The sequence below is a fragment of the Bacillus atrophaeus genome, from assembly GCF_001584335.1.
In the GTDB taxonomy this organism is placed as follows: domain Bacteria; phylum Bacillota; class Bacilli; order Bacillales; family Bacillaceae; genus Bacillus; species Bacillus atrophaeus.
The window spans coordinates 46,371-67,452 of sequence record NZ_LSBB01000003.1 but is presented as its reverse complement, the minus strand read 5'-3'; the positions used below and the strand labels follow the sequence as shown (position 1 = coordinate 67,452).

General features: G+C 47.2%; 22 protein-coding genes and 1 pseudogene. 6 read left to right on the top strand and 17 right to left on the bottom strand.

Going from position 1 to position 21,082, the window contains the following annotated elements:
- Positions 1-20: 20 nt before the first annotated feature.
- From AXI57_RS06315 to AXI57_RS06285, 7 genes are all read right to left on the bottom strand, one after another.
- Positions 21-788 carry an IclR family transcriptional regulator gene (locus AXI57_RS06315; protein ID WP_004430351.1) on the bottom strand — a complete coding sequence of 256 codons (768 nt, stop codon included), beginning with the start codon at positions 786-788 and terminating at the stop codon, positions 21-23.
- Between the two features lie 16 nt (positions 789-804).
- Positions 805-1,812 carry a 5-oxoprolinase subunit C family protein gene (locus tag AXI57_RS06310; protein WP_141292198.1) on the bottom strand — a complete coding sequence of 336 codons (1,008 nt, stop codon included), beginning with the start codon at positions 1,810-1,812 and terminating at the stop codon, positions 805-807.
- Positions 1,813-1,814: 2 nt separating this feature from the next.
- Complete coding sequence (gene pxpB, locus AXI57_RS06305) at positions 1,815-2,519, bottom strand: 5-oxoprolinase subunit PxpB (RefSeq protein ID WP_061669683.1); 705 nt, start codon at positions 2,517-2,519, stop codon at positions 1,815-1,817.
- Positions 2,520-2,584: 65 nt separating this feature from the next.
- Complete coding sequence (locus AXI57_RS06300; RefSeq protein WP_061669584.1) at positions 2,585-3,379, bottom strand: putative hydro-lyase; 795 nt, start codon at positions 3,377-3,379, stop codon at positions 2,585-2,587.
- Between the two features lie 4 nt (positions 3,380-3,383).
- The gene (locus AXI57_RS06295; RefSeq protein ID WP_013390758.1) at positions 3,384-4,598 is read right to left on the bottom strand and encodes an NRAMP family divalent metal transporter; all 1,215 of its coding nucleotides are present in this window, start codon (positions 4,596-4,598) and stop codon (positions 3,384-3,386) included.
- Between the two features lie 21 nt (positions 4,599-4,619).
- Complete coding sequence (locus AXI57_RS06290; RefSeq protein ID WP_061669583.1) at positions 4,620-5,387, bottom strand: LamB/YcsF family protein; 768 nt, start codon at positions 5,385-5,387, stop codon at positions 4,620-4,622.
- A gap of 255 nt (positions 5,388-5,642) precedes the next feature.
- Complete coding sequence (locus tag AXI57_RS06285) at positions 5,643-6,392, bottom strand: phosphoglycolate phosphatase (RefSeq protein ID WP_004430332.1); 750 nt, start codon at positions 6,390-6,392, stop codon at positions 5,643-5,645.
- A gap of 133 nt (positions 6,393-6,525) precedes the next feature.
- Here AXI57_RS06285 and AXI57_RS21295 point away from each other — a divergent pair, with 133 nt between their 5' ends.
- Positions 6,526-6,690 (top strand): hypothetical protein, encoded by a 165-nt coding sequence (locus AXI57_RS21295; protein ID WP_004430331.1) that lies wholly within the window; start codon positions 6,526-6,528, stop codon positions 6,688-6,690.
- A gap of 9 nt (positions 6,691-6,699) precedes the next feature.
- Here AXI57_RS21295 and AXI57_RS06280 read toward each other — a convergent pair whose 3' ends face one another.
- A complete protein-coding gene (locus tag AXI57_RS06280; protein WP_238380166.1) occupies positions 6,700-7,206 on the bottom strand; it encodes an NUDIX domain-containing protein in 507 nt (168 codons plus the stop codon).
- A complete protein-coding gene (locus tag AXI57_RS06275) occupies positions 7,154-7,549 on the bottom strand; it encodes a 3-hydroxyacyl-ACP dehydratase FabZ family protein (protein WP_061669582.1) in 396 nt (131 codons plus the stop codon). The genes AXI57_RS06280 and AXI57_RS06275 overlap by 53 nt, the downstream gene beginning before the upstream one ends.
- An 88-nt stretch (positions 7,550-7,637) precedes the next feature.
- On the opposite strand from AXI57_RS06275, the gene AXI57_RS06270 reads away from it, so the two are divergent.
- Positions 7,638-8,213, top strand: a complete 576-nt coding sequence (locus AXI57_RS06270; protein ID WP_061669581.1) for a dienelactone hydrolase family protein — start codon at positions 7,638-7,640, stop codon at positions 8,211-8,213.
- Between the two features lie 39 nt (positions 8,214-8,252).
- Here AXI57_RS06270 and AXI57_RS06265 read toward each other — a convergent pair whose 3' ends face one another.
- The 4 genes from AXI57_RS06265 to AXI57_RS06250 form a co-directional block, all read right to left on the bottom strand.
- Entirely contained in the window at positions 8,253-9,374 is a 1,122-nt protein-coding gene (locus AXI57_RS06265; protein ID WP_061669580.1) for a mannitol-1-phosphate 5-dehydrogenase, read from the bottom strand.
- Position 9,375: 1 nt separating this feature from the next.
- Positions 9,376-9,807 (bottom strand): PTS mannitol transporter subunit IIA, encoded by a 432-nt coding sequence (locus tag AXI57_RS06260; RefSeq protein ID WP_004430324.1) that lies wholly within the window; start codon positions 9,805-9,807, stop codon positions 9,376-9,378.
- 29 nt (positions 9,808-9,836) lie between these two features.
- Entirely contained in the window at positions 9,837-11,282 is a 1,446-nt protein-coding gene (locus AXI57_RS06255; RefSeq protein ID WP_061669579.1) for a PTS mannitol transporter subunit IIBC, read from the bottom strand.
- Positions 11,283-11,448: 166 nt separating this feature from the next.
- Complete coding sequence (locus AXI57_RS06250) at positions 11,449-11,802, bottom strand: hypothetical protein (RefSeq protein WP_004430322.1); 354 nt, start codon at positions 11,800-11,802, stop codon at positions 11,449-11,451.
- 175 nt (positions 11,803-11,977) lie between these two features.
- On the opposite strand from AXI57_RS06250, the gene AXI57_RS06245 reads away from it, so the two are divergent.
- From AXI57_RS06245 to AXI57_RS06235, 3 genes are read left to right on the top strand one after another with little or no spacing between them, the layout of a single operon-like run.
- On the top strand, positions 11,978-12,553 hold the full coding sequence (locus AXI57_RS06245; protein WP_004430314.1) for a copper uptake transcriptional regulator CutR: 576 nt from the start codon (positions 11,978-11,980) through the stop codon (positions 12,551-12,553).
- 32 nt (positions 12,554-12,585) lie between these two features.
- Positions 12,586-14,220 (top strand): copper resistance CopC/CopD family protein, encoded by a 1,635-nt coding sequence (locus AXI57_RS06240; protein WP_004430311.1) that lies wholly within the window; start codon positions 12,586-12,588, stop codon positions 14,218-14,220.
- A gap of 15 nt (positions 14,221-14,235) precedes the next feature.
- Positions 14,236-14,856, top strand: a complete 621-nt coding sequence (locus AXI57_RS06235) for a YcnI family copper-binding membrane protein (RefSeq protein WP_004430310.1) — start codon at positions 14,236-14,238, stop codon at positions 14,854-14,856.
- Between the two features lie 45 nt (positions 14,857-14,901).
- Here the strand turns inward: AXI57_RS06235 and gdh are convergent, their stop codons facing one another.
- From gdh to gabT, 4 genes are all read right to left on the bottom strand, one after another.
- A complete protein-coding gene (gdh, locus tag AXI57_RS06230; protein ID WP_061669578.1) occupies positions 14,902-15,687 on the bottom strand; it encodes a glucose 1-dehydrogenase in 786 nt (261 codons plus the stop codon).
- 20 nt (positions 15,688-15,707) lie between these two features.
- Positions 15,708-16,571 (bottom strand): RhaT/GlcU family sugar-proton symporter, encoded by an 864-nt coding sequence (locus AXI57_RS06225; protein ID WP_004430305.1) that lies wholly within the window; start codon positions 16,569-16,571, stop codon positions 15,708-15,710.
- 154 nt (positions 16,572-16,725) lie between these two features.
- Complete coding sequence (gene gabD / locus AXI57_RS06220) at positions 16,726-18,114, bottom strand: succinate-semialdehyde dehydrogenase (protein WP_061669577.1); 1,389 nt, start codon at positions 18,112-18,114, stop codon at positions 16,726-16,728.
- Positions 18,115-18,230: 116 nt separating this feature from the next.
- Positions 18,231-19,538 carry a 4-aminobutyrate--2-oxoglutarate transaminase gene (gabT, locus tag AXI57_RS06215; RefSeq protein ID WP_061669576.1) on the bottom strand — a complete coding sequence of 436 codons (1,308 nt, stop codon included), beginning with the start codon at positions 19,536-19,538 and terminating at the stop codon, positions 18,231-18,233.
- A gap of 102 nt (positions 19,539-19,640) precedes the next feature.
- On the opposite strand from gabT, the pseudogene gabR reads away from it, so the two are divergent.
- Positions 19,641-21,081, top strand: a pseudogene (gabR, locus tag AXI57_RS06210) (MocR-like transcriptional regulator GabR).
- The last annotated feature ends 1 nt before the right edge of the window (position 21,082 follow it).

The window sequence follows — 21,082 nt, the reverse complement described above, 5'->3', positions numbered from 1 at the left end:
CGCAGCGGAGGGAAATTTGGCTACTGTGTGTGCGGCAGTTTATACCCCATTTTTTCAGAAATCTGTAAAGCAGCTCCTTTGACCTTTTCGGTTAAATAAGGCAGCCGTTCTTTTGTAAATCTTGCTTCAAAACCCGCAATGCTGATGCCGGCCGCCACTTGCCCTTTATGGCTGAATATCGGGGCGCCGATCGCCGCTGTATAGTTTTCAAGTTCGGAATAGCTGACGGTATAGCCGTTTTCTAAAGACGAACTGATGGTTTGAAGCAGCTCTGCCGGGTCTGTAATGGTTCCTGAGCCGATCGGGACAAACTCAGTCTGTCTGATATATGTTTCAATTTCTTCCTGCGGCAGAAAGGACAATATGCTTCGGGCGCAGGCACCGGCATACAGAGGAGAGCGGCGGCCGATGGCTGTATACAGGCGGACGGTCTGTGTACCTTCGATTTTTTCGACATAGATCGCTTCATTTCCGTCCCTCATAATCAGATGTACGGCTTCGTCCACTTCTTGACAAAGCTCTTCCATCACCGGTTTTGCGATTTGTCTGATATCCAGACGTTCCGACACAAGCTGGCCAAACTCCAGGAATACAAGACCCAATGTATAGGCGCCATTGCGGTCGCGAGTGAGAAGTCCCATTTCCTCCAAAGAGCTGACCATTCGGTGGACAGAGGTTTTCGGCATTCCTGATAGAGAAATCAGCTCGCTTAGCGTGAGCTTCGGTTCAGTTAAAAACAGATTGAGCAGCGCCATAGATTTTACGACCGTTTTGTTTTTGTTCTGCATCATTCCATCCCCTTTTTTAAGTGAGCCATTCCATCTTGATTCTCGTCTGTAATTCTTTCATGTGCTTTTCTCTCTTGATGACAAGCGCTTCCGCCTCCTGAAGGGGAACAGCCTGAAAATGAATCTGCTCTCCCGGCATGATCTGAGAGGCAGCGGGAAGATCAGCTGCAATGATGTGCGCGATTCTCGGATATCCCCCTGTCGTTTGTCTGTCCGCAAGAAGAATAATCGGATTTCCGTCAGGCGGGACCTGCACCGTGCCGAAGGATACCGCTTCTGAAACCATTTCGAGCGGCTGCTTTAGTTTAAGCGGCTCTCCTTTGAGCCTGTAGCCCATCCGGTCGGACTGCGGTGTTACACGAAACGGTTCTTCGTAAAATCGGTCTTTCGCTTCATCTGAAAAATCGGCAAATTGCTTTCCTTCCACAACTCGAATAACGGGATTTTTCTTCAGCGGAAGAAATCTGTACTTGCTGACGCTCCAATTCGGCGCTGAAAAACCATTCTGATCCGGTTCTGCGCTTAATTTAGCAGCGATTTTTTTTGAAAGCGCGGTCATCTCTCCGATCGGAAGTTCGTCTTCCTTTTGCAGCGCTCTCCCGTGAAATCCTCCGATTCCGGCTCTGACGTATGTACTTTTGCTTTCCATAACAGCCGGAACATCAAATCCTCCTGCAGCTGCCAAATAAGCACGGCAGCCAAGCTTGCAAGGACCGAAAGTGACTGTGCTGTTTTCCCGGACGAATACCGGCTTCCACAGCGGAGCCTCTTCTTCATTAATGCGCAGAGTAAAGTCCGCTCCAGTCACGGCGATCAACGCCGGTTGTGAAAAATAAAGCGACGGGCCGGGGCCCATTAAGGTGATCTCCAGCCCGGCTTCTGTCTCGCTGTTTCCGATCAGCATATTGGCGATGCGAAGCGAGACGGTGTCCATAGCCCCGCTTGCCAGCACGCCATATTTTTGATAGCCGGTTCTGCCTGTATCCTGGACCGTTGTGAGCAGCCCGGGTTTTAATACTTTCATACTCAATTGGCTCCCTCCTTATAGCCGCTGTATTCAGCCTCCGATATTCGTACAAATTTGACTGTATCGCCTGCTCTCAGCAGACTCGGCGGATTTTCTTCAGGACGAAAAAGAGCAAGCGGCGTTTTGCCGATCAGCTGCCACCCGCCGGGAGTAGAGATGGGATAAACGCCTGTCTGACGTCCGGCAATCCCTACTGAGCCTGCGGGAATCGACGGTCTTGGCGACGATTTCCGGGGAGCTGCGATGCGTTCCGACATGCCTCCTAAAAACGGAAAGCCCGGCGCAAAGCCCAGCATATAAACCATGTATTCTCCTTCTGTATGTATGGAAATCACTTCTTCACATGTCAGCTCATTCATCTGAGCAACCTCTTCTAAATCAGGTCCGAATTCGCCGCCATAGCAAACGGGTATCTCGACAACCCTGCGGCTGCTTCTTTCTCCTGCTGACAGGCGGTTTAGACGCGCTGCCACATAGGCCTTCACTTGTTCATAAGGAGAGCTTACTCCTTGAGACATGTGCTGATACACTTCATATATATCATAAAAGACCGTCACACTCGTAAAAGCCGGAATACATTCAATGAATCCCGGAAACGGCTGTTCCTCAATACAAGCAGCGGCCGCGTGGACAAGGCCGTTTACCTGTTCATTAATATCTTCGCCGAACTGAATCACAATTGCAGAATCGCCGTGCGGATGCATGTTGACTATCGTTTTGGCCGTCTGTCGGTTCAATTAGATCACCTCGTTTAGTTCATTGTTGTGTGTCACAGCACGCCGAGCGTTTCGTCACGAATATCAGTTATCAGCATGTGCCCGGGCGCATGTGTAATCATCATCTCAGGTTTAACCTGCATTGCGACGGCTTGCGGCGTCACTCCGCATGCCCAAAAAACCGGAACCTCGCCTTCCCGAACTGTAACCGCATCTCCGAAATCGGGCCTGTTCAGGTCATGAATGCCGATGGCTTGCGGATTGCCGATTTGAATCGGACCGCCATGCACAGCCGGGAATCGTGAAGTGACTTGAGCTGCGCGGACAGCCTGCCATTCCGGCACAGGCCTCATACTGACAACCATCTGTCCACGAAACGGGCCCGCCGGAACACAATCTATATTGGTTTTGTACATCGGAACATTTGTCCCTTCTTCAATATGTCTGACACCTATTCCGTTATTAATGAGCGCCTGTTCAAAGGAAAAGCTGCACCCGATTAAAAACCCGACAAAATTGTCTTCCCAATATGGTGTAATATCCGTCACTTCCTCAGCCAAAACACCGTGTTGATAGATTCGGTATTTAGGCAAATCAGTTCTGATATCAGCCTGCGGGGCGATAATTGCCGGAACGGGAGAGCCCGCTTCCGTTACATCCAGCACCGGGCACGGCTTTTGATTGCGCTGGCAAAATAATAGAAAGTCAAAAGCAAGCTCTTTTTTTAAAATGACGAGGTTGGCCTGCGCATAGCCCGCGGACATTCCGGCGGTCGGTCCGCTGATTTTCCCCTCCCGTATCAAAGCACGGACATTCTTCGGCGCCATTTCGTTCCACGAACACTCCATTTTATCAGCTCCATAAAGTAGGCATTTGTGTAAACAATGTGTAAATCCCCATAATCGCCATAATGACTACAACAAATATTCCTGCGCACGTCAGCCAGAGCGGATGTTTATAATCGCCTACGATCTTTTTCTTATACGCAGCCACAAGAAGGGTTCCCAATGCGATCGGCAGAATCAATCCATTTAAAGAGCCGACAAGCACGAGGATTTTAGCGGGCTGGCCAATGGTGACAAAACTTAATGTCGATATCACGATAAAACCGATGATGATTCCCCGTGAGTTTTTCTCGATTTTCGGTGAAAAGGTTTTGAAAAACGAAACGGATGTATAAGCGGCTCCGATCACAGAGGTGATAGCGGCACTCCACATAATCAAACCGAATATTTTGTACCCGACATTTCCAGCCGCAAGCTGAAACACAGATGCCGCAGGGTTGCTTTCATCAATGTGCAGGCCTCTGGAAACGACGCCAAGCACCGCAAGGAAAAGGGCAATCCGCATAATAGACGTAATTAAAATTCCCACAACAGAGCTTTTTGTCACTTGGGGAATAGATTCCTTCCCTTTAATTCCGGCATCAAGCAAACGGTGGCCTCCGGCAAATGTAATATAACCGCCGACGGTTCCGCCGACTAATGTCACGATAGCGAAAATGCTGATATCTTCCGGGACAAAGGTTTTAGCAACAGCCTGTCCGACCGGCGGAGAAGTTGTCACCGCAACATAAACCGTCAACAAAATCATGACGAATCCTGCAATTTGCGTAAAGCGGTCCATTGCTTTACCGGCTTCTTTAATAACAAATATTAAAATGGCGATGACTGCGCTGATCAAAGCGCCCATTTCAGGCGTGATGCCGAATAAAACCTGCAGTCCGAGCCCCGCGCCGCCTATGTTTCCGATATTAAACGCAAGACCCCCAATAACGACGAGGAACGCGATCACATAACCTAAGCCCGGTAATACCATATTCGCGATTTCCTGTCCGCGTTTTCCGGAAACCGCAATAATCCGCCATACATTTGTTTGGGCAAAAATGTCCAAAATAATAGAGATTAAAATGACAAAGCCGAAGCTTGCCGCCAATGTATTGGTAAAGGTGGCCGTTTGTGTCAGAAAACCCGGGCCGATGGCGGACGTTGCCATTAAGAATGCCGCCCCCATGAGCAATGACCAGCTGCCTGACTTCTTTCCTGCTGCTTTTTTCTGCTGCTCCATCTTTTGTTCCTCCTTTTCGGATTACTCTTGGGTTGAAATAGGGGTTACTTGAATTCCAGCCTGTTTCAGTTCTTTTCTGATATTTTTCGCAAAGGTCAGCGCATGGGCGCCGTCTCCGTGAATGCATACCGTATCAGCCTTCAACGGCACATCCCGGCCTTGCTGGGATTTTACGGCTCCTTCTTTCACCATTTTGATCACCTGTCCGACAGCCGCGGCATCATCTTGGATTAATGCATCCGGCTGCGAGCGCGGCGTCAATGTACCGTCTGCTTGATAGGTTCGGTCGGCAAAGACTTCTTGAGCCGTCTTAAGCCCGATTTTTTCTCCGGTTTTGATCAGCTCGCTTCCGGCAAGCCCAAAAAGAATAAGTTCCGGGTTAACGTTATACACGGCTTTGGCAATTGCATGTGACAGCTCCTCGCTGCCTGCAGCCATATTATAAAGTGCCCCGTGCGGCTTCACATGCTGCATCTCAAGCCCCTCGGCTTTCAAAAATCCCGACAGCGCGCCGATCTGATAGATCACAAGGTCATACGCTTCCTCAGGCGTAATCGCGATATTTCTTCGGCCGAAGCCTTGTAAATCCGGCAGTCCGGGATGCGCGCCGATCTTCACTCCGTTGTCAGCCGCAAGCGCAACTGTTTTGCGCATCACACCGGGATCCCCAGCATGAAAACCGCAAGCAATGTTCGCAGATGTGACAAATGCCAAAATATCTTCATCAAGCCCGATTCTATAGGCTCCGAAGCTTTCTCCTAAATCACAATTCAAATCAATCTGAAACATAAGACCCCTCCTGATTCGCTTCATTTATAGTGTTCCATTATTCGGAACCATTATTCCGAATTTTTGAACTTTATTTGATTATATCAATTTTGTCAGATTGCGAAATACTTTTGTCAGAAAACCTACCATTTACCCAGAAACTGCTCGATTAGATTACACGCAAGTCCTGAAAAAGCCGCCAGCACCTGAAGATAGCGTTTACATATTTTAAAATAACAAAAGCTCCCTCACAACGAGGGAGCTTTCACTTTATCCTTATAATACCCAGTGCCGTATTGCTTTAGCGACACCGTCTTCTATGTTTGTATCTGTGACCCAGTCAGCGGTTTCTTTTACGATATCTTGCGCATTGCCCATAGCGATGCCGACTCCCGCTTTTTCAATCATCGCGATATCATTCAGGCTGTCGCCCATCGCCATGACATTTTCCATCGTGAAACCAAGCTTCTCCGACACCTTCGCAAGTGCGGCCGCTTTGTTAATGCCGAGTGCATTGACTTCAATGTTTGTCGGACTTGAATTCGTGATTTCAAGTTCTTTGTTTTTCTTCAGCTCTGTGAGCACTTCGTTTCTAATATCGTCATCTTCTATATCGAAGCCGAACTTGAGCCATTCATGGTCAGTGATGGATTCAGGAAATTCACCTCTCCACACTTTATCCACAGTGGAAGCCCAGAAATTTGTATTATGCTTATTTTTTAAATCCCACATCATTTGAATGTGATCCGTATGAAGCAGCTGGCGCTCTACCAAGTTAAACTCAGAATCCCAAATCTCGCTTCCGTTTGCTGTAATTAAATAGGATGACAGCTTCAGTGATTCTGCCAGCTCCCGGCATGTCATCAGCGTCCGCCCCGTGCTGATTACCACGTAAACGCCTTTGTCCTCCGCTTCGCGTATCGCTTGGCGATTTCCTTCTGATATCAGCTGCTCATCATTCAGCAGGGTGCCATCCATATCAATGGCGATTAATTTTATATCCACTTCTTCTCTTTGTATTGGCATATATGTACCTCACTTTATCTATTTTAGTCGGTCTCTTGTCTATTCTAATACATTATACCCAACGGGACAAAAAAGCGATTTCACATGTTTGGTCATAAGAAATAAGAGGAAAACAATTGGAGAGGTGATAAAAATGAAAGAAAGAAAACAGCAAAACCATAAAAATGAGAATCCTGAACATAACGACTTGACCGATCCGATCCCGCTTGAAGAATTAAAGGAAAATGCGAATGACGAAAAACACAAACGCGATCAAAGAGAAGACTCACAAAGCGAACAAGACTATGACAAAAAATAACGCAACCCCTCACGGTTTATTGTGAAGGGTTTTTTTCTTTAGAGCGGCTTCCCGTACAGCCCAGCTTTGGTGTTCATGAAACAGCCCGCCGATTGCGTCTTCTGAGGGCACCCATTCATAATGATGGTCTTCCTCCGTCGGCTCGCACATCTTTTCACCCTTTTTACATATATAAAAGTGTCCGATGCTTAAAGAATCCTTATGCTCTTTTGTTGAATAAAAATATCTCTTGGCGCTTCCTATATAGGCACCGACCGAGATGGCGGAGCCCATTTCTTCTCTCGCCTCCCGCACGAGACATTGTTCATGTGTTTCCTGACCTTCAATGCCGCCTCCCGGCAAAAACAATTTGCCGCAGTCTGTCCGGATGAGCCCGACTTGATCCAAAGAAGGATGGAAGATGACGGCATACACACCTGTTCTCGGTTCGTATACCGCTTCTTCTTTTTTAAACCGAATACCTTCATGATTGTTCGATATAAATGCCGATTTCCGCCTCTGCAACGGAGGTTCCATTTACAGACGCTTTGGCATGGCCAAAAACAAACCCCCGTTTGTTGCGGGTGACTTCAAAGAACAGGTCAAGACGGTCCCCAGGCATCGCTGCTCCGTTTTTTTCCGCTTTTTTCACCGATGACAGCAAGCCCAGACGGTTCTCATCCGTAATGCCCGTGAAGGCTGCTGTTTGGGCAAGTGCTTCAATCACGAGAGAAAACGGCATTTCTCTTTGTGTATCTGTGATAAACCAGTCGTTTTCACTAATGAGCTTATAAGCGGCGGCATGTTTTCCTGGCTCGCTTTCCATTACGCCGTCAATGAATAAAAATGGGTAGCGGTGAGGTAATGATAATTGATTCATTGAGTTTCAATCCTTTTTGATTCATTATACCTCAGCTGACTGCCGTCTGATAGGATATAATGGAAAACAAAACGGGAAGGAGATCTTCATGTTGCAGAAGCCGCTCGTCATTCTCATTCATGAAATATACGGGGTGAATTCGCATATAAAAAAGATGGCCCGGCTCATCAAAATGGCGGGTTATGATGTCGTGACGCCAAATCTTCTCGGAGATCAAGAGGTTTATTCATTAAAAGAGGAAAAGGCGGCATACGAGCAGTTCTCAATGCATAATCGTCTGACAGCCGGGGAAAAAATCATCAGAAAGTTGATTGTGCGTAACAAAAACGCCGGTAGGATTATATATGTCATAGGGTTCAGCACGGGGGCAACCATTGCGTGGAAATGCAGCAGCATGCCTGAGCTGAGCGGCGCCGTTTGTTATTACGGCTCTCGAATCCGTGATCACCTTGACATTCATCCAGCATGTCCGGTGTTATTGTTTTTCCCTGCGTATGAACCGTCGTTTGACGTTTCAGATGTGATCACTCGCATAAAAAAGAAAGAAAACCGGTTTATTAGCCTTTATCAATTCGATGCGCCCCACGGGTTTGCGAATCCTGACTCAGCCTATTTTGACAGAGCTGTTTTTTTAAATTCTCTTTCTATTATAGCAGACTTATAGAAGGCAAAAAAAAGCCCGCGCCTTTCTTGGCGCGGACGATTATTGATTTAATTTCTTTAAGACGATCGCATGCAGCTGTTCATCAGTCTGAATGCCGCAAACCTCTTGAAGTGCGCCGCTGTAGCCTTTTTCAGCGATCAGCGCTTGCAGTTCAACAGCTTCCGGGTCGCCGCTGAAGTCAAATCGAAGCGCGGCGGCAATACCTTCCGCCAATGCGTTAGGCTCTTTTATTTTTTTGGCAGGGCCTACCAGTCTATCATTCGCTCCGAGCTTTCTGAGCGGTGATCTTGCCACCCGGGTGAGATCATCGGAAATAAATTCATTTTCAAAGCGGCCGATGATTTTCTTAATATATTGCTCATGATCCGCTTGCTTAAAGCCGTACGTTTTCACTAGATACTCGCCTGTTTCTAAAAGCGCCGCATGAACAACACGGCGGATTTCCGGATGGTCAATGGCTTCTTTCACCGTTTTTAATCCGCGCTGATAGCCGACATAGGCTGTGACCGCATGGCCTGTATTGACAGTAAACAGCTTTCTTTCAATGAAAGGGGTTAAATCATCAACAAATAGCGCTCCCTCAATCACCGGTGTTTTCCCTTTAAAGCCTGATTCATCTATCACCCATTCAAAAAACGGTTCAACTGATACTTTCAGCGGATCTTCATGATGCTGAATCGGCACAATCCGGTCTACAGCGGAATCAGGGAAACCGACAGAGCGGCTGACAGCTTCCTGCTCCGCTTCCGTCAAATGGGTATAGATTTCTTTTTTCAAAAAGCTGCTTCCGCCGATCATATTTTCACAAGCGATGATATTTAATGGATTGGCTGAGCTTCTTCGTCTCAATCCTTCGGCGATAGCGGGGGCAATCAGCTTCAAAACATGAGGCCCGACCGCTGTTGTGATAAGCGTTGCATCGTTGATCAAACGATACAGCTCCTCCGGCTGGCTGCCGCTGTTGATCGCGCTGACCGGCCCGATTACCTCAGACGAATGTCCCGCTTCGGCAAGCTCCACTGTATATTTCCGCTTTTCATTGAGGGCATCAACCATCTCAGCGTTCACATCTGCAAACACCACTTCATAACCGGAATGATGAAGCAATGCGCCGATAAAGCCGCGGCCAATATTTCCGGCACCGAAATGTAAGGCAATCATATTAGTTCACCTCGTTGAAAATGGCGATCAGTTCCTCTTCACTTTTCGCGTTTATTAACCGTTCAATATTTTCTTCTTCTGAACAAATGATCGCAATGTTTGACAAAATATCAAGGTGCTCGTTATTTTTTCCGGCGATGCCGAACACCACTTTGGCTGTGTTGCCCTCACCGTACTCCACTCCGTCCGGAATGTGAATGATGGAGATACCTGAGTGAAGGACCTCTCCCTTCGCATCCTCCGTGCCGTGCGGAATGGCAATGAAGTTCCCCATAAACGTTGATGATGTTTCTTCCCGTTCAAACATTTTGGCAATATAGTCATCTGTCACATAGCCATTTTCAATCAGCGTCTGACCCGCCAGGCGAATCGCTTCTTCTTTTGACTTCACTGTCTGATTCAATTTAATGTTTTCTTTTGCGAGTACTTGCATCATAAACACACTCTCTTTCTCTTAACTAATTATTTTTTAAGCTTTTCAATCAGCTCATCGTATTTCGGGCTGTTCAAGAAATTATCAACCGAAATGTGCGTCACGTTTGGCAATTTCGCTTTTGCTCGTTCTGTTAAATCCTTATGAGTGATGACGATATCCGCGTCACTTGGCAGGTTGTTGATCGCCGTGTTGGTGACACTGATATCAAGCTCTGCTTTTTTCACCTTGTTTCTTAAAATAGAGGCGCCCATTGCGCTTGATCCCATTCCTGCATCACATGCAAAAATGATTTTATTTACGTTTTCATGCGTCACTTCAGCTGTTTCTTCAGCTTCTGCTGCTTCTTTTTCTGTTTCTGTCAAAGCGGCTGCCGCTTGGCTGCTCTTGCCTTTCATTGCCTGCATTTTTTCCGCTGCGGCCGTTAAATCTTCTTCACCCGCTTTAGAGGATTTTAAGATAACGGCTGACACGATGAACGATACAGCGGTTGCCACAATGACACCGGCAATGACGCCCAGATAGTTTCCTCTCGGTGTCATCGCAAGGATGGCGAAGATGCTTCCCGGTGAAGAGGCTGCCACAAGACCCGCGTTAAAGATCGAGAATGTTAACAGTCCGCTAGCTCCTCCGGCGATGGCCGCTAGGATCAGCATCGGTTTCATTAAAATGTACGGGAAATAAATCTCGTGAATTCCGCCGAAGAAATGAATGACCGCCGCGCCTGGTGCTGTTGATTTTGAAGAGCCCTTTCCAAAGAACATATACGCCAGCAAAATGCCTAGGCCAGGTCCCGGGTTCGCTTCAACCAAGAACAGAATGGATTTACCAGTATTCGCAGCCTGTTCGATTCCGATCGGGCTTAAAATTCCGTGGTTAATCGCGTTATTCAGGAACAATACCTTTGCCGGTTCGACGAACACACTCGCAATCGGCAATAAATTGGCGTGTACAATCACTTCGACACCGGCCGCCAGAATTTTATTTAAAGAAAGAACAACCGGGCCGATGGCGTAAAACGCTATAATCGTTAAAATTGCTCCGATAATGCCTGCCGTAAAGTTGTTGATCAGCATTTCAAAGCCTTGTCTCACTTTATCTTTAAACAATTTATCAATCTGCTTGATCAGGTATCCGCCTAATGGACCCATGATCATGGCACCTAAAAACATTGGAATATCTGATCCGACAATCACCCCGATGGCCGCCGTCGCTCCGACGACTCCGCCTCGGTGGTCGTAAATCATTTTTCCGCCTGTATACGCTATCAAAAGCGGCAGTAAATACGTTATCATCGGGCTGACTAATGTATTCAGCTGCTCATTCGGAAGCCATCCCGCCGGAATAAAAAGCGCCGTGATAATCCCCCACGTGATAAACGCGCCGATATTCGGCATGATCATCCCGCTCAAATAGCTGCCGAAGCGCTGAATTTTCACTTTCATGCCAGCCTGCTGCTCATCTTGCTGCTGCATATATAAACCCTCCCTGTTGTGCTGTCATCATAGGGCTTTTCATCATGTTGTCTGCCCCTTACCTACATATTAAAACGCTTTCATCACGCGCACAATTGAAAGTAAAGAGGAGTTTGGCACAGAGGCTGTGACAAAATTTTAAAAATAAAAAAAGACACCTGCGCAATCAGGAGCCTTTTCTTTTTCCTTTATAAATAATCGTTCCATTGCTGATCACATACTTCGCCATCAGCCGTTCACTTACGATAAAAACGGGATACGCACAGACGAGCGCAAACACGGCCACCGGAATATGCTGAACCGCCGGAAGGATTGGGCTGACTGCATTGCGAATGATTTCTGCAAGATAAATTAAAAATACGATCAAAGCAAGCGCCGCAATCATAATCGGAGCTGATACTTTATATTCATGAAGCCGTTCCCGGCAGTGTCCGCAGCGAAATGCACATGGGATATTGGACGATCTGACCATGTCGCCTGTTAAAGGTTTGCCGCAGTTTGGGCATAATGTTTCTTTCATGTGGTATTCCTCACTCTCAATCATTCAGTACGCTCTTTATTATAACAGAGACGATTACGATACGTTTTGTTGCTGTTCAACACATTTTCACATTTTTCATCATTCTCATACTTGTACACACCTGTAAAATCATCTACGCTAAAGATGAACTAAAACAAAGGGGTGAATGAACGGTATGCTCCCGATTAACAGGCAGCAGAAGCTGATCGAGTGGCTGAAGGAAGAAGGCGCCCTAAGAATAGCGGATATCAGCGCAAGATTCGGTGTTTCTGAAATGACGGTTTACAGGGATGTGAATCAGCTTGCGAAAACAAAGCAGGTGATCAAAACGTCCGGCGGCATTGCGCTCGCTGAAAACAGTTCTTTACCAGCGGCAAATCTGTGCAGTTATTGTCTGAAGCCGGTTAATCACACATATTCAGTCCAGCTGATAACCGTGGGTCAGGAAGTTGAACAGCTTTGCTGCGCCCATTGCGCGTTTTTGCGGTACGAAGATAAAAAGGAAGAGGTCTCTCATCTGATCTGCAAAGACTTTCTGCTGCAAACAACGGTCAGTGCCGCGTCTGCTGTTTTTCTGCTGCATGCCGAGCTTGATCTGCACTGCTGTCAGCCACAGGCCATTCCGTTTGCGTCGCTTGACCATGCGGAGCGATTTCAAAAAGGCTTTGGCGGAACGATCTGCACATTCGGCAAAGCGCTCGAAATCATTTTAAACGACAGGCAAAAGGGATGCGCCTGCACCAAGACATAACATTATCTATTGCGGAAGGTGGTGTCTGAGTAATGAAACGAAACAGAATATGGATCATCCTTCTGCTTTTTCTTGTTTTCATTCCGAAAACAAGCTTTGCTCACGCCTATATTGTCAATTCAACGCCAAGTGAAAACAGTGAATTAAAAAAAGCGCCATCACAGGTTGAGATTGAATTTAATGAACCTGTAGAAGAGGGCTTTCATTACATTAAAGTGTACAATTCATCTGGCGAACGGGTTGATAAAGATCATACAGACATAAAAAAAGATAACAAACACATCATGATCACAAAGTTGAAAAAGAACCTGCCCCATGATATTTACAGAGCGGAATGGAACGCGGTGTCAGCTGACGGGCACCCGGTTTCCGGCGTCATTCCGTTCAGTATCGGAAAAGCCGATGGGGGGTTCGGCGGCCAGAAGGCTTCGGGTTCCGAGATTCACCCTGAAACAGCCATTGACCGCGCCGTTTTGTACACAGCGTTTTCTCTGTTTATCGGAACGGTCTTATTTCATCTCGTTTGGTTTAAAGCGGCCGCGGAATTGCCTGTCCCGCTTATACGGCGCACGAGGAACATACTGATTCTATCAGTCGTGTGTATGGGGCTTGCCCTCTTGCTTCAGCTCCCCATCCAAACAAAAGCAAATGCGGGAGGCGGCTGGGCGGCGGCGCTTCAAGCCGGCTATCTAAAGGAAACCCTGCTGCAAACCGCGGGAGGCGCCATCTGGATGATTCAGATTGGATTATACGCGCTGCTTGTCCTATCCGTCATCCCAGCTTTACGCAAGAAACGCTTTGATTCGTTCAAATATTGGACTGCGCCGCTCATCTTCTTTTTCGGCCTGCTGCTTGCGAAGGCGTTTACCGGGCATGCGGCAGTCGTGGAAGAAAAAGCGGTCGGTGTATTAATGGATTTCCTTCATCTGTCGTCTGCCTCCATTTGGGTCGGCGGAATTGCGGCTCTTACGCTGCTGCTTTGGAATGAATGGAAACACGCTGACAAAACGCTCGCATGGGAAACCGTCAAACGCTTCTCGCCATGGGCACTCGTGTCTGTCGGGGTTATCTTGTTCTCCGGATTGCTGAATGGATTCTTTATCATTCGGTCGATGGACTCGCTGTTCCATACAGCATACGGCCAGACGCTCTTACTCAAAAGCGGCCTGTTTGTCATGATGCTCATATTCGGCGCGATCCATTATATGTCCACAAGAAAACCGCGCCAAAAAGGGATCGGAAGGACAATAAAGGCCGAATGGGCCATCGGTATTGCCGTGCTGATTACAGCTGCCGTCTTTACAAGCCTGCCAAGTCCGCCTGAACCGGTACCAGAGCCGTTTTTCCAATCAAAAGCCATTGAAAAAGGCCAAATGGTTTCACTCAGCATCAGCCCGAACCAGCCGGGGAAAAATGAGTTTGACCTGAGAGTGACCGACCATAACGGCGATCCGGTTAAAGATATTCAACAGATCAGCATCACCGTATATAAAACAGGATTGTCCGGCAATCAAAATAAGAGCACCTTCCAATTAAAAGAGTCAAAGCAAGGTGTATTCGAAGCAGAGAATTTGTCCATTAATGAAAAGGGCAACTGGAAGGTCAAGGTCCACGGGTTAACCGGTGATTTTAATGAAATCAATATTATGTTTTCTAAAACGAATTAAAAAGGAGTTTTTGTCATGATCAAAAAATATGCAATCGCTTTTCTTCCTGCTGTTGTGGCATCGTTATTATTTTTCACAGTTCCGGCCAGCGCACACGTGTCTGTGAAGCCGGCTGAATCAGCAGCAGGCTCATGGGAAACGTATACAATGAAAGTACCGGTGGAAAAAGACCAGCCGACGACAAAGCTTGTGCTGAAAATGCCGAAGGGTGTAGAATTCCAGCAATATGAACCGATTCCAGGCTGGAAAGTCTCAAGCGCTAAGCATGATGACAAATCAGTATCTGTCACTTGGGAAGCAACGGACGGCGGTATTCAGCCCGGCCAGTTCCAGCAGTTCACTTTTGTAGCGAAGAATCCTGATACAGCAGAACAAGCTGCTTGGGACGCGTATCAATATTACAAAGACGGCAGCATTGTAGAATGGACCGGAGATGAGGACGCTGACACGCCGCATTCCATCACACAGATTACAAAATCAGCAAATGTAACAGATGAGCATGGCGCTACACAGACGAAAGAGGAATCCGATGCAGCAGCATCCGGCCCTTCAGCGCTTGATATAACAGCCATCGTGCTGTCCGCAGCCGCCATTATTCTATCCATTGCCGCACTTGTAAAGAAAAAGCGCGCATAATAAAAAAGCGATCCAGATCAAGTATCTGAGATCGCTTTTTTTTGATTACCCGCGTCCAGCTTGGAATGAAGGATATTTGGTCATTCCTCCATCAGCAAACAAAGTAATACCCGTTACATAGCTGGATTCTTTGGAAGCGAGCCACACCGCTACAGAAGCGATTTCCTCAGGTTCCCCGATATAACCCATCGGAATCATGCTTTCTACGTCTTTCTTCTGCACTGGATCTGCGAATTTTTCCGCGTTGATCGGGGTGTTAATCGCACCAGGACCGATATTATTGACACGAATGCCTTTCGGCGCGTATTCAAGCGCCAATGTTTCGGTCATTAATTTGATGCCGCCTTTACTTGCCGCATAGTGGACAAATAATGGCCATGGGATCATTTCATGAACACTGGACATGTTGATGACATTTCCTTTGATATTGTTTTCAACGAAATATTTGATCGCTTCACGGCTTCCTAAAAAAGCGCCGGTCAGGTTTGTGCTGATGACTTTGTTCCAATCATCAAGCGGCATCTCATGAGAAGCAACAGGATTTTCACGGCCTGCATTATTAATCATGACATCCAATGTGCCGAACTCTTGGATCGCTGTTTTGACGATATTTTTCACATCATCTTCTTTCGTGACATCTCCTTGAACGACCACCGCTTCGCCGCCGGCTTGAACGACTTCTTCTTTTACGCTGTTTGCGTCCTTTTCATTGTTAAAATAGTTAATGACAACTTTCGCCTGCTCTTTTCCGAAACGAAGAGCCATTGATTTTCCCAGTCCTGATGACGCCCCTGTAATGGCAACGACTTTTCCTTTTAAATCTGTATACATGTCCATCCTCCTAATATGTGTTATGAATTTGCTTTAGCTATCCCTAAGAATACGGCTGCTACGATAATCAGTATGATGCCGATCGCAATTGCGATAAGCTGACGTTTTGTTTTCTTTTCCCGCAAGATAAAAATGCCGCCGAGCGTGGAAATAACAATTCCCATTTGGGACAGTGAAAAGCTTGTCGCGACTCCGACCCTGGGCTGAGAAATAAACAAAAACATATTCCCCGCCGCCCAGATCAGACCCGGAAGAATATTCCTGACGGCATACTTGTTAAAGGGTTTGTGCTTATAGGTTAATATCACTCCGCCAATCACCATTCCGATCGCCTGCGGAAAAAGAGCCGACCAGCCGGAAACGCCGAACAATCTCGCCACGACGACATAAATCAAATAGCCGAGTGTCGAAATCAGCAGGATGACAATGCCTTTTTTAAAGTTTCCAGGCTCACCGTCAGCCTCTCCCTTTTTATCATTTAATGAAGTGAGTACGATTCCAACAATGATAAAGATAAGGGCAAGGATTCCTAATGTTATTGCGATGGGTGTGGACCATTCTTTAAAAACGATCACACCGAACAAGGAAGTTGATACAAGCTGCATCCCGGTGGAGATGGGCATCGTCTTTGATACACCCATTAATTGAATGCTTTTCAGCTGGTTGCTTTGCCCGAGTGACCAAAATAATCCGGACACAATCCCAACGAGGAAAATCTTCATCGAGAGCACGGGCTGAACAAAAAAGTAGATCACAATTGAAACAAGCAGCGCCCCGATCGTTGTTCCCAGCGTTTGGCTGTACGGTCCGCCGCCTAATTTGACATTGAATAACACAATGCTCCCCCAAAACAAAGCCGGGAGAAGAGCCAATAATAAATCCATAGATGGGGAACCTTCTTTCAAAAGTATTTGTCATTATTTTGGCTTGAGTATGCGTAATTATTCCGGATATCTTGAAAGAGGGGCAGATGAGGAGTTTTCGGCATGCAAAAAAAGGCCGCCGGTCATGCCGGCAGCCTTGTGAAGCGTGTTTTTTTTATAAACCGATGGACATATATTTTGTTTCAAGGTATGGCTCGATGCCTTCAGAACCGCCTTCACGGCCGACGCCGCTTTCTTTCATTCCGCCGAATGGCGCCTGAACCGCAGATGGTCCGCCGTCATTCCAGCCGATGATTCCGTAATCAAGGTTTTCAGAAATATAAATGCCGCGGCGGTAATTTTCTGTGAAGAAATAAGCGGCAAGTCCGAACGGTGTGTCGTTTGCAAGCTCGATGGCTTCATCAATATCAGTATAAGAAATGATCGGCGCCACCGGACCGAATGTTTCCTCGTGCATGATGTTCATGGACGTATCCACATCACCAAGCACTGTCGGATGAACAAAGTAGCAGCCTTTGTCATCGTTTCGGTCATACGATCCTCCGACAAGCACTTTGGCGCCTTTTTCAACAGCATCGTCGATCTGGCTGACGATTTTTTCGAACCCTTTTTTGTTAATGATCGGGCCGACGTTTACACCCTCTTCCAGTCCGTTGCCGACCTTCAGCTTAGCTGCTTGTTCGCTCAATTTCTTCGCGAATTCATCTTTGACGGATTCATGGACAATCAAACGATTCGCACATACGCAGGTCTGGCCCGCGTTTCTGTATTTAGATACCATCGCTTGTTCAACGGCAAGGTCAAGGTTTGCGTCTTCATCGACGATGAGCGGCGCATGTCCGCCAAGCTCCATTGAGACATGCTTCACTGTTTCCGCGCTGTTTTTCATTAGAATTTTCCCTACAGGCGTCGATCCGGTAAAGGTGATTTTGCGGATTTTCGGGCTGCTTGTAAAGACATTCCCGATCTCTTCTCCATCACCATTTACAACCTGCAGCACGTCCTTTGGAATGCCGGCTTCATACGCAAGGCGGGCAAGCTCTAACGCTGAAAGCGGCGTATCCGGCGCCGGTTTAATAATGAAGGTGCAGCCAGCGGCCAAGGCAGGCGCGGCTTTTCGGGTAATCATCGCATTAGGAAAATTCCAAGGCGTAATCGCCGCGACCGGTCCGACAGCCTGCCGTGTGACGACAATGCGTTTCCCTGTGGTTGGCGCAGGCACGGTTCTTCCGTATACGCGTTTTGCTTCCTCTGCGAACCATTCAATGTATCCCGCTCCGTATAGGACTTCGCCGACAGCTTCCTGGTACGGTTTCCCGTTTTCCGCAGTAATCAGTTTTCCAAGCTCATCTTTATGTTCAACAATCAGTTCATACCATTTTTTTAAAAGGGACGCTCTTTCTGAGGCTGATGTTTTGGACCAGGTTTTAAACGCTTGGTGTGAACGTTCAATGGCTTCTTCCACTTCCTTAGCCGATTGCTGAGGAATGGACTTGATCACCTCGCCTGTAGCCGGGTTATAAACCGTTAACTTATCTGGCATATGAAACATTCCTTTCTATTTAATATATATCAAGTACTTCATGCATCAAAGGTGAATCTATATTAAAAGGATATCAGACGCCGCCCTCTGTTTTCCAATGATTGAACTCGGACTTGTCACAGCCCCGCTTCAATAATGTCCAGCCCTTCCTTCAGCTGTTCATCTGTAATAACAAGCGGTGTAAGGAACCGGATAATATTGCCGTTGATTCCGGCAGTCAGTAAAAGAAGACCATTATCATTCGCATAAGCTGCAATGGCGGCGGCTTTTGCTTTATCAGGCTCACGAGTCTCCGGATCTTTAACGATTTCTACTGCGGCCATCGCTCCCAGTCTGCGAATTTCACCGATAAAGGCATGTTCTTTTTTCCATTCAAGCCCTCTTTCCTCAATGATTCTTCCGATTTCCTCAGACCGTTCATTCAGCCCTTCATGTTCTATAATTTCCAACACCGCTAGTGCAGCCGCGCATCCGAGCGGGCTTCCCGCATACGTGCCGCCCAGTTCTCCGGGTGCCGCCGCATCCATCATCTCGGCTTTCCCAATCACGCCGCTTAACGGAAGACCAGCTGCGAGTGATTTTGAAACCGTGATTAAGTCAGGTACAACGTCAAAATGCTCGATCGCAAAGTAAGTGCCCGTTCTCGCAAAGCCGGTTTGAATTTCATCAGCGACAAACACAATTCCATGCTTCTTGCAGAAATCGGCGATATGCTGCACGAATCGTTTAGAAGGAATGATGAAGCCGCCTTCCCCCTGTACCGGCTCCATGACGACACAAGCCACTGTTTCCGGCGCCACTGTCGCAACAAAGAAATCATGAAACGACTGAATGATAAAGTCATCGTAACTCTCATCGCTCATTCCGGCAGGCTTCTGATAATAATACGGAAACGGTGCTTGATAGACTTCCGGCGCAAACGGGCCAAACCCGAATTTGTAAGGCTTCACCTTGCTTGTCATGCTCATTGTCATATTTGTACGGCCGTGAAAGCCGCGCGTAAAGGTGACAACTCCTTGGCGTTTCGTATATTTTCTTGCGATTTTCACGGCGTTTTCCACCGCTTCCGCTCCTGAATTGAGAAAGATCGCTTTTTTATCGTGCTCTCCCGGTGCAAGGCCGCACAGCTTTTCGGCTAATTCGATATAGGACGGATACATCATCACGTTGAAGCCCGGATGGATCAGCTCCTCCGTTTGGCGCTTCACAGCCTCGACCACTTTCGGATGCGAATGGCCGACATTTAACGTTCCGATCGCACCCGCAAAATCAACAAACCGACGGCCGTCCAAGTCATACAGCACAGCCCCTTCTCCCTTTACCGCCAGACTGCGGTTTCCATTGCTGACGCCTTTGGATACAAATTGATCACGCTTTTGCTGCCACTCCGCGCTTGTTCTCATTTGTTTCGTTGTTTGGCTCATATTTACATCCCCCTGCACATTATTTTCTTATCATTCTGACTTCTTTTTGGTATGATGAAAAGTACCAAAATTAACTTTTCGATGGTATCAGAGGGAGAAAATATGATCACCATTTCAATCGACCATTCGGAACAAGCCGATTATATTTATCAGCAAATTTATCAAAAAATAAAAAAAGAGATTTTGAACCGCAACCTGCTTCCTCATACACAGGTTCCATCAAAACGGGAGCTGGCCGGAAAGCTGAGGGTCAGCGTCAATTCAGTGAATGCCGCTTATCAGCAGCTCCTCGCGGAAGGATATTTATACGCGATAGAGAGAAAAGGCTTTTTCGTCGAGCAGCTTGATACCTTCTATACCGAGGAACAGACATCCTCATTTGTTTTGCCTGATGATCTGAAGGAGCCTGCTGTAGATCGCGGCGAGTGGATCTCCTTTTCTCATATGAGTGTAAATATGGCTCATTTTCCGTTAAAAAGCTGGTTCCGCTGTGAGCAAAAATCCGCTGCCCGCGCCTTTCACACGCTTGGCGACATGGCTCACCCGCAAGGCATTTACGGTGTCCGCGAAACCATCACCCGGCTGATTTCCCTTACGCGGGGCGTGAAATGCAGCCCTGAACAAATCGTCATCAGTGCCGGGACCCAAATGCTGATACATCTATTAACCGAGTTGCTTCCGGACGATGCGCTGTATGCAATGGAGGAGCCGGGCTACAGGCGGATGTACCAGCTTCTCTGCAGCGCCGGAAAAGAAGTGAAAACAATCAGGCTTGATGAAAAAGGCATGTCCATGCGGGAGATTAACAAACAGAACCCCGATGTGTTAATCACAACCCCGTCTCACCAATTTCCGACAGGAGTCATCATGCCGGTTTCCCGAAGAATTCAGCTTTTGAACTGGGCGGCTGAGGTTGCGGACCGCTATATTATTGAAGATGATTATGATAGTGAATTTAAATATGATGTAGACAGTATTCCCGCGCTTCAAAGCCTTGACCGTTTTCAAAACGTCATCTACATGGGCACGTTTTCAAAATCCCTGCTTCCCGGCCTTCGCATCAGCTATATGGTTCTGCCGCCGGAGCTTTTGCGAAAATATAAGAAACGGAGCTATGACCTGCAGACGTGCAACACGCTCGCCCAGCTTGCCTTACAGGAATTTATTGATTCTGGAGAATATCAAAAACACATAAAAAAAATGAAACAGATGTATAAAGAAAAGCGGGAAAAGCTCATCCATGCTTTAGATGAAGCTTTTGGAGAAAAGATAACGGTAAAAGGAGCGAACGCAGGCCTTCACTTTGTCACTGAGTTCGATACAAACCGGCCGGAAAAAGAGATATTAGCACACGCTTCAAGGCTGCAGCTTGAAGTGTTCGGGATGAGCCGCTTTCAGTTGGAAGAAGGCTGCAAAAAACAAAACACCCCTGCACTAATCATCGGGTTTGCCCGGCTGAAAGACGAGGATATAGACGAGGGAGTCAAAAGGCTTCAACGAGCGGTTTACGGATAATAAAAAAATCCCCTTCTTTGGGGATTGAT

Coding starts and splice junctions, on each gene's coding strand:
- gdh (WP_061669578.1), bottom strand. CDS start 15,687: ATGTATACAGATTTAAAAGGAAAAGTCGTTGCCATTACAGGGGCGTCA.
- AXI57_RS06265 (WP_061669580.1), bottom strand. CDS start 9,374: ATGATTGCCTTACATTTCGGTGCCGGAAATATTGGCCGCGGCTTTATC.
- pxpB (WP_061669683.1), bottom strand. CDS start 2,519: ATGCATCCGCACGGCGATTCTGCAATTGTGATTCAGTTCGGCGAAGAT.
- AXI57_RS06260 (WP_004430324.1), bottom strand. CDS start 9,807: ATGCAAGTACTCGCAAAAGAAAACATTAAATTGAATCAGACAGTGAAG.
- AXI57_RS06295 (WP_013390758.1), bottom strand. CDS start 4,598: ATGGAGCAGCAGAAAAAAGCAGCAGGAAAGAAGTCAGGCAGCTGGTCA.
- AXI57_RS06255 (WP_061669579.1), bottom strand. CDS start 11,282: ATGCAGCAGCAAGATGAGCAGCAGGCTGGCATGAAAGTGAAAATTCAG.
- AXI57_RS06225 (WP_004430305.1), bottom strand. CDS start 16,571: ATGGATTTATTATTGGCTCTTCTCCCGGCTTTGTTTTGGGGGAGCATT.
- AXI57_RS06285 (WP_004430332.1), bottom strand. CDS start 6,392: ATGCCAATACAAAGAGAAGAAGTGGATATAAAATTAATCGCCATTGAT.
- AXI57_RS06310 (WP_141292198.1), bottom strand. CDS start 1,812: ATGAAAGTATTAAAACCCGGGCTGCTCACAACGGTCCAGGATACAGGC.
- AXI57_RS06300 (WP_061669584.1), bottom strand. CDS start 3,379: ATGGAGTGTTCGTGGAACGAAATGGCGCCGAAGAATGTCCGTGCTTTG.
- AXI57_RS06290 (WP_061669583.1), bottom strand. CDS start 5,387: ATGTTTCAGATTGATTTGAATTGTGATTTAGGAGAAAGCTTCGGAGCC.
- AXI57_RS06270 (WP_061669581.1), top strand. CDS start 7,638: ATGTTGCAGAAGCCGCTCGTCATTCTCATTCATGAAATATACGGGGTG.
- gabT (WP_061669576.1), bottom strand. CDS start 19,538: ATGAGCCAAACAACGAAACAAATGAGAACAAGCGCGGAGTGGCAGCAA.
- AXI57_RS06240 (WP_004430311.1), top strand. CDS start 12,586: ATGAAACGAAACAGAATATGGATCATCCTTCTGCTTTTTCTTGTTTTC.
- gabD (WP_061669577.1), bottom strand. CDS start 18,114: ATGCCAGATAAGTTAACGGTTTATAACCCGGCTACAGGCGAGGTGATC.
- AXI57_RS06250 (WP_004430322.1), bottom strand. CDS start 11,802: ATGAAAGAAACATTATGCCCAAACTGCGGCAAACCTTTAACAGGCGAC.
- AXI57_RS06275 (WP_061669582.1), bottom strand. CDS start 7,549: ATGAATCAATTATCATTACCTCACCGCTACCCATTTTTATTCATTGAC.
- AXI57_RS06245 (WP_004430314.1), top strand. CDS start 11,978: ATGCTCCCGATTAACAGGCAGCAGAAGCTGATCGAGTGGCTGAAGGAA.
- AXI57_RS06235 (WP_004430310.1), top strand. CDS start 14,236: ATGATCAAAAAATATGCAATCGCTTTTCTTCCTGCTGTTGTGGCATCG.
- AXI57_RS21295 (WP_004430331.1), top strand. CDS start 6,526: ATGAAAGAAAGAAAACAGCAAAACCATAAAAATGAGAATCCTGAACAT.
- AXI57_RS06280 (WP_238380166.1), bottom strand. CDS start 7,206: ATGGAACCTCCGTTGCAGAGGCGGAAATCGGCATTTATATCGAACAAT.
- AXI57_RS06315 (WP_004430351.1), bottom strand. CDS start 788: ATGCAGAACAAAAACAAAACGGTCGTAAAATCTATGGCGCTGCTCAAT.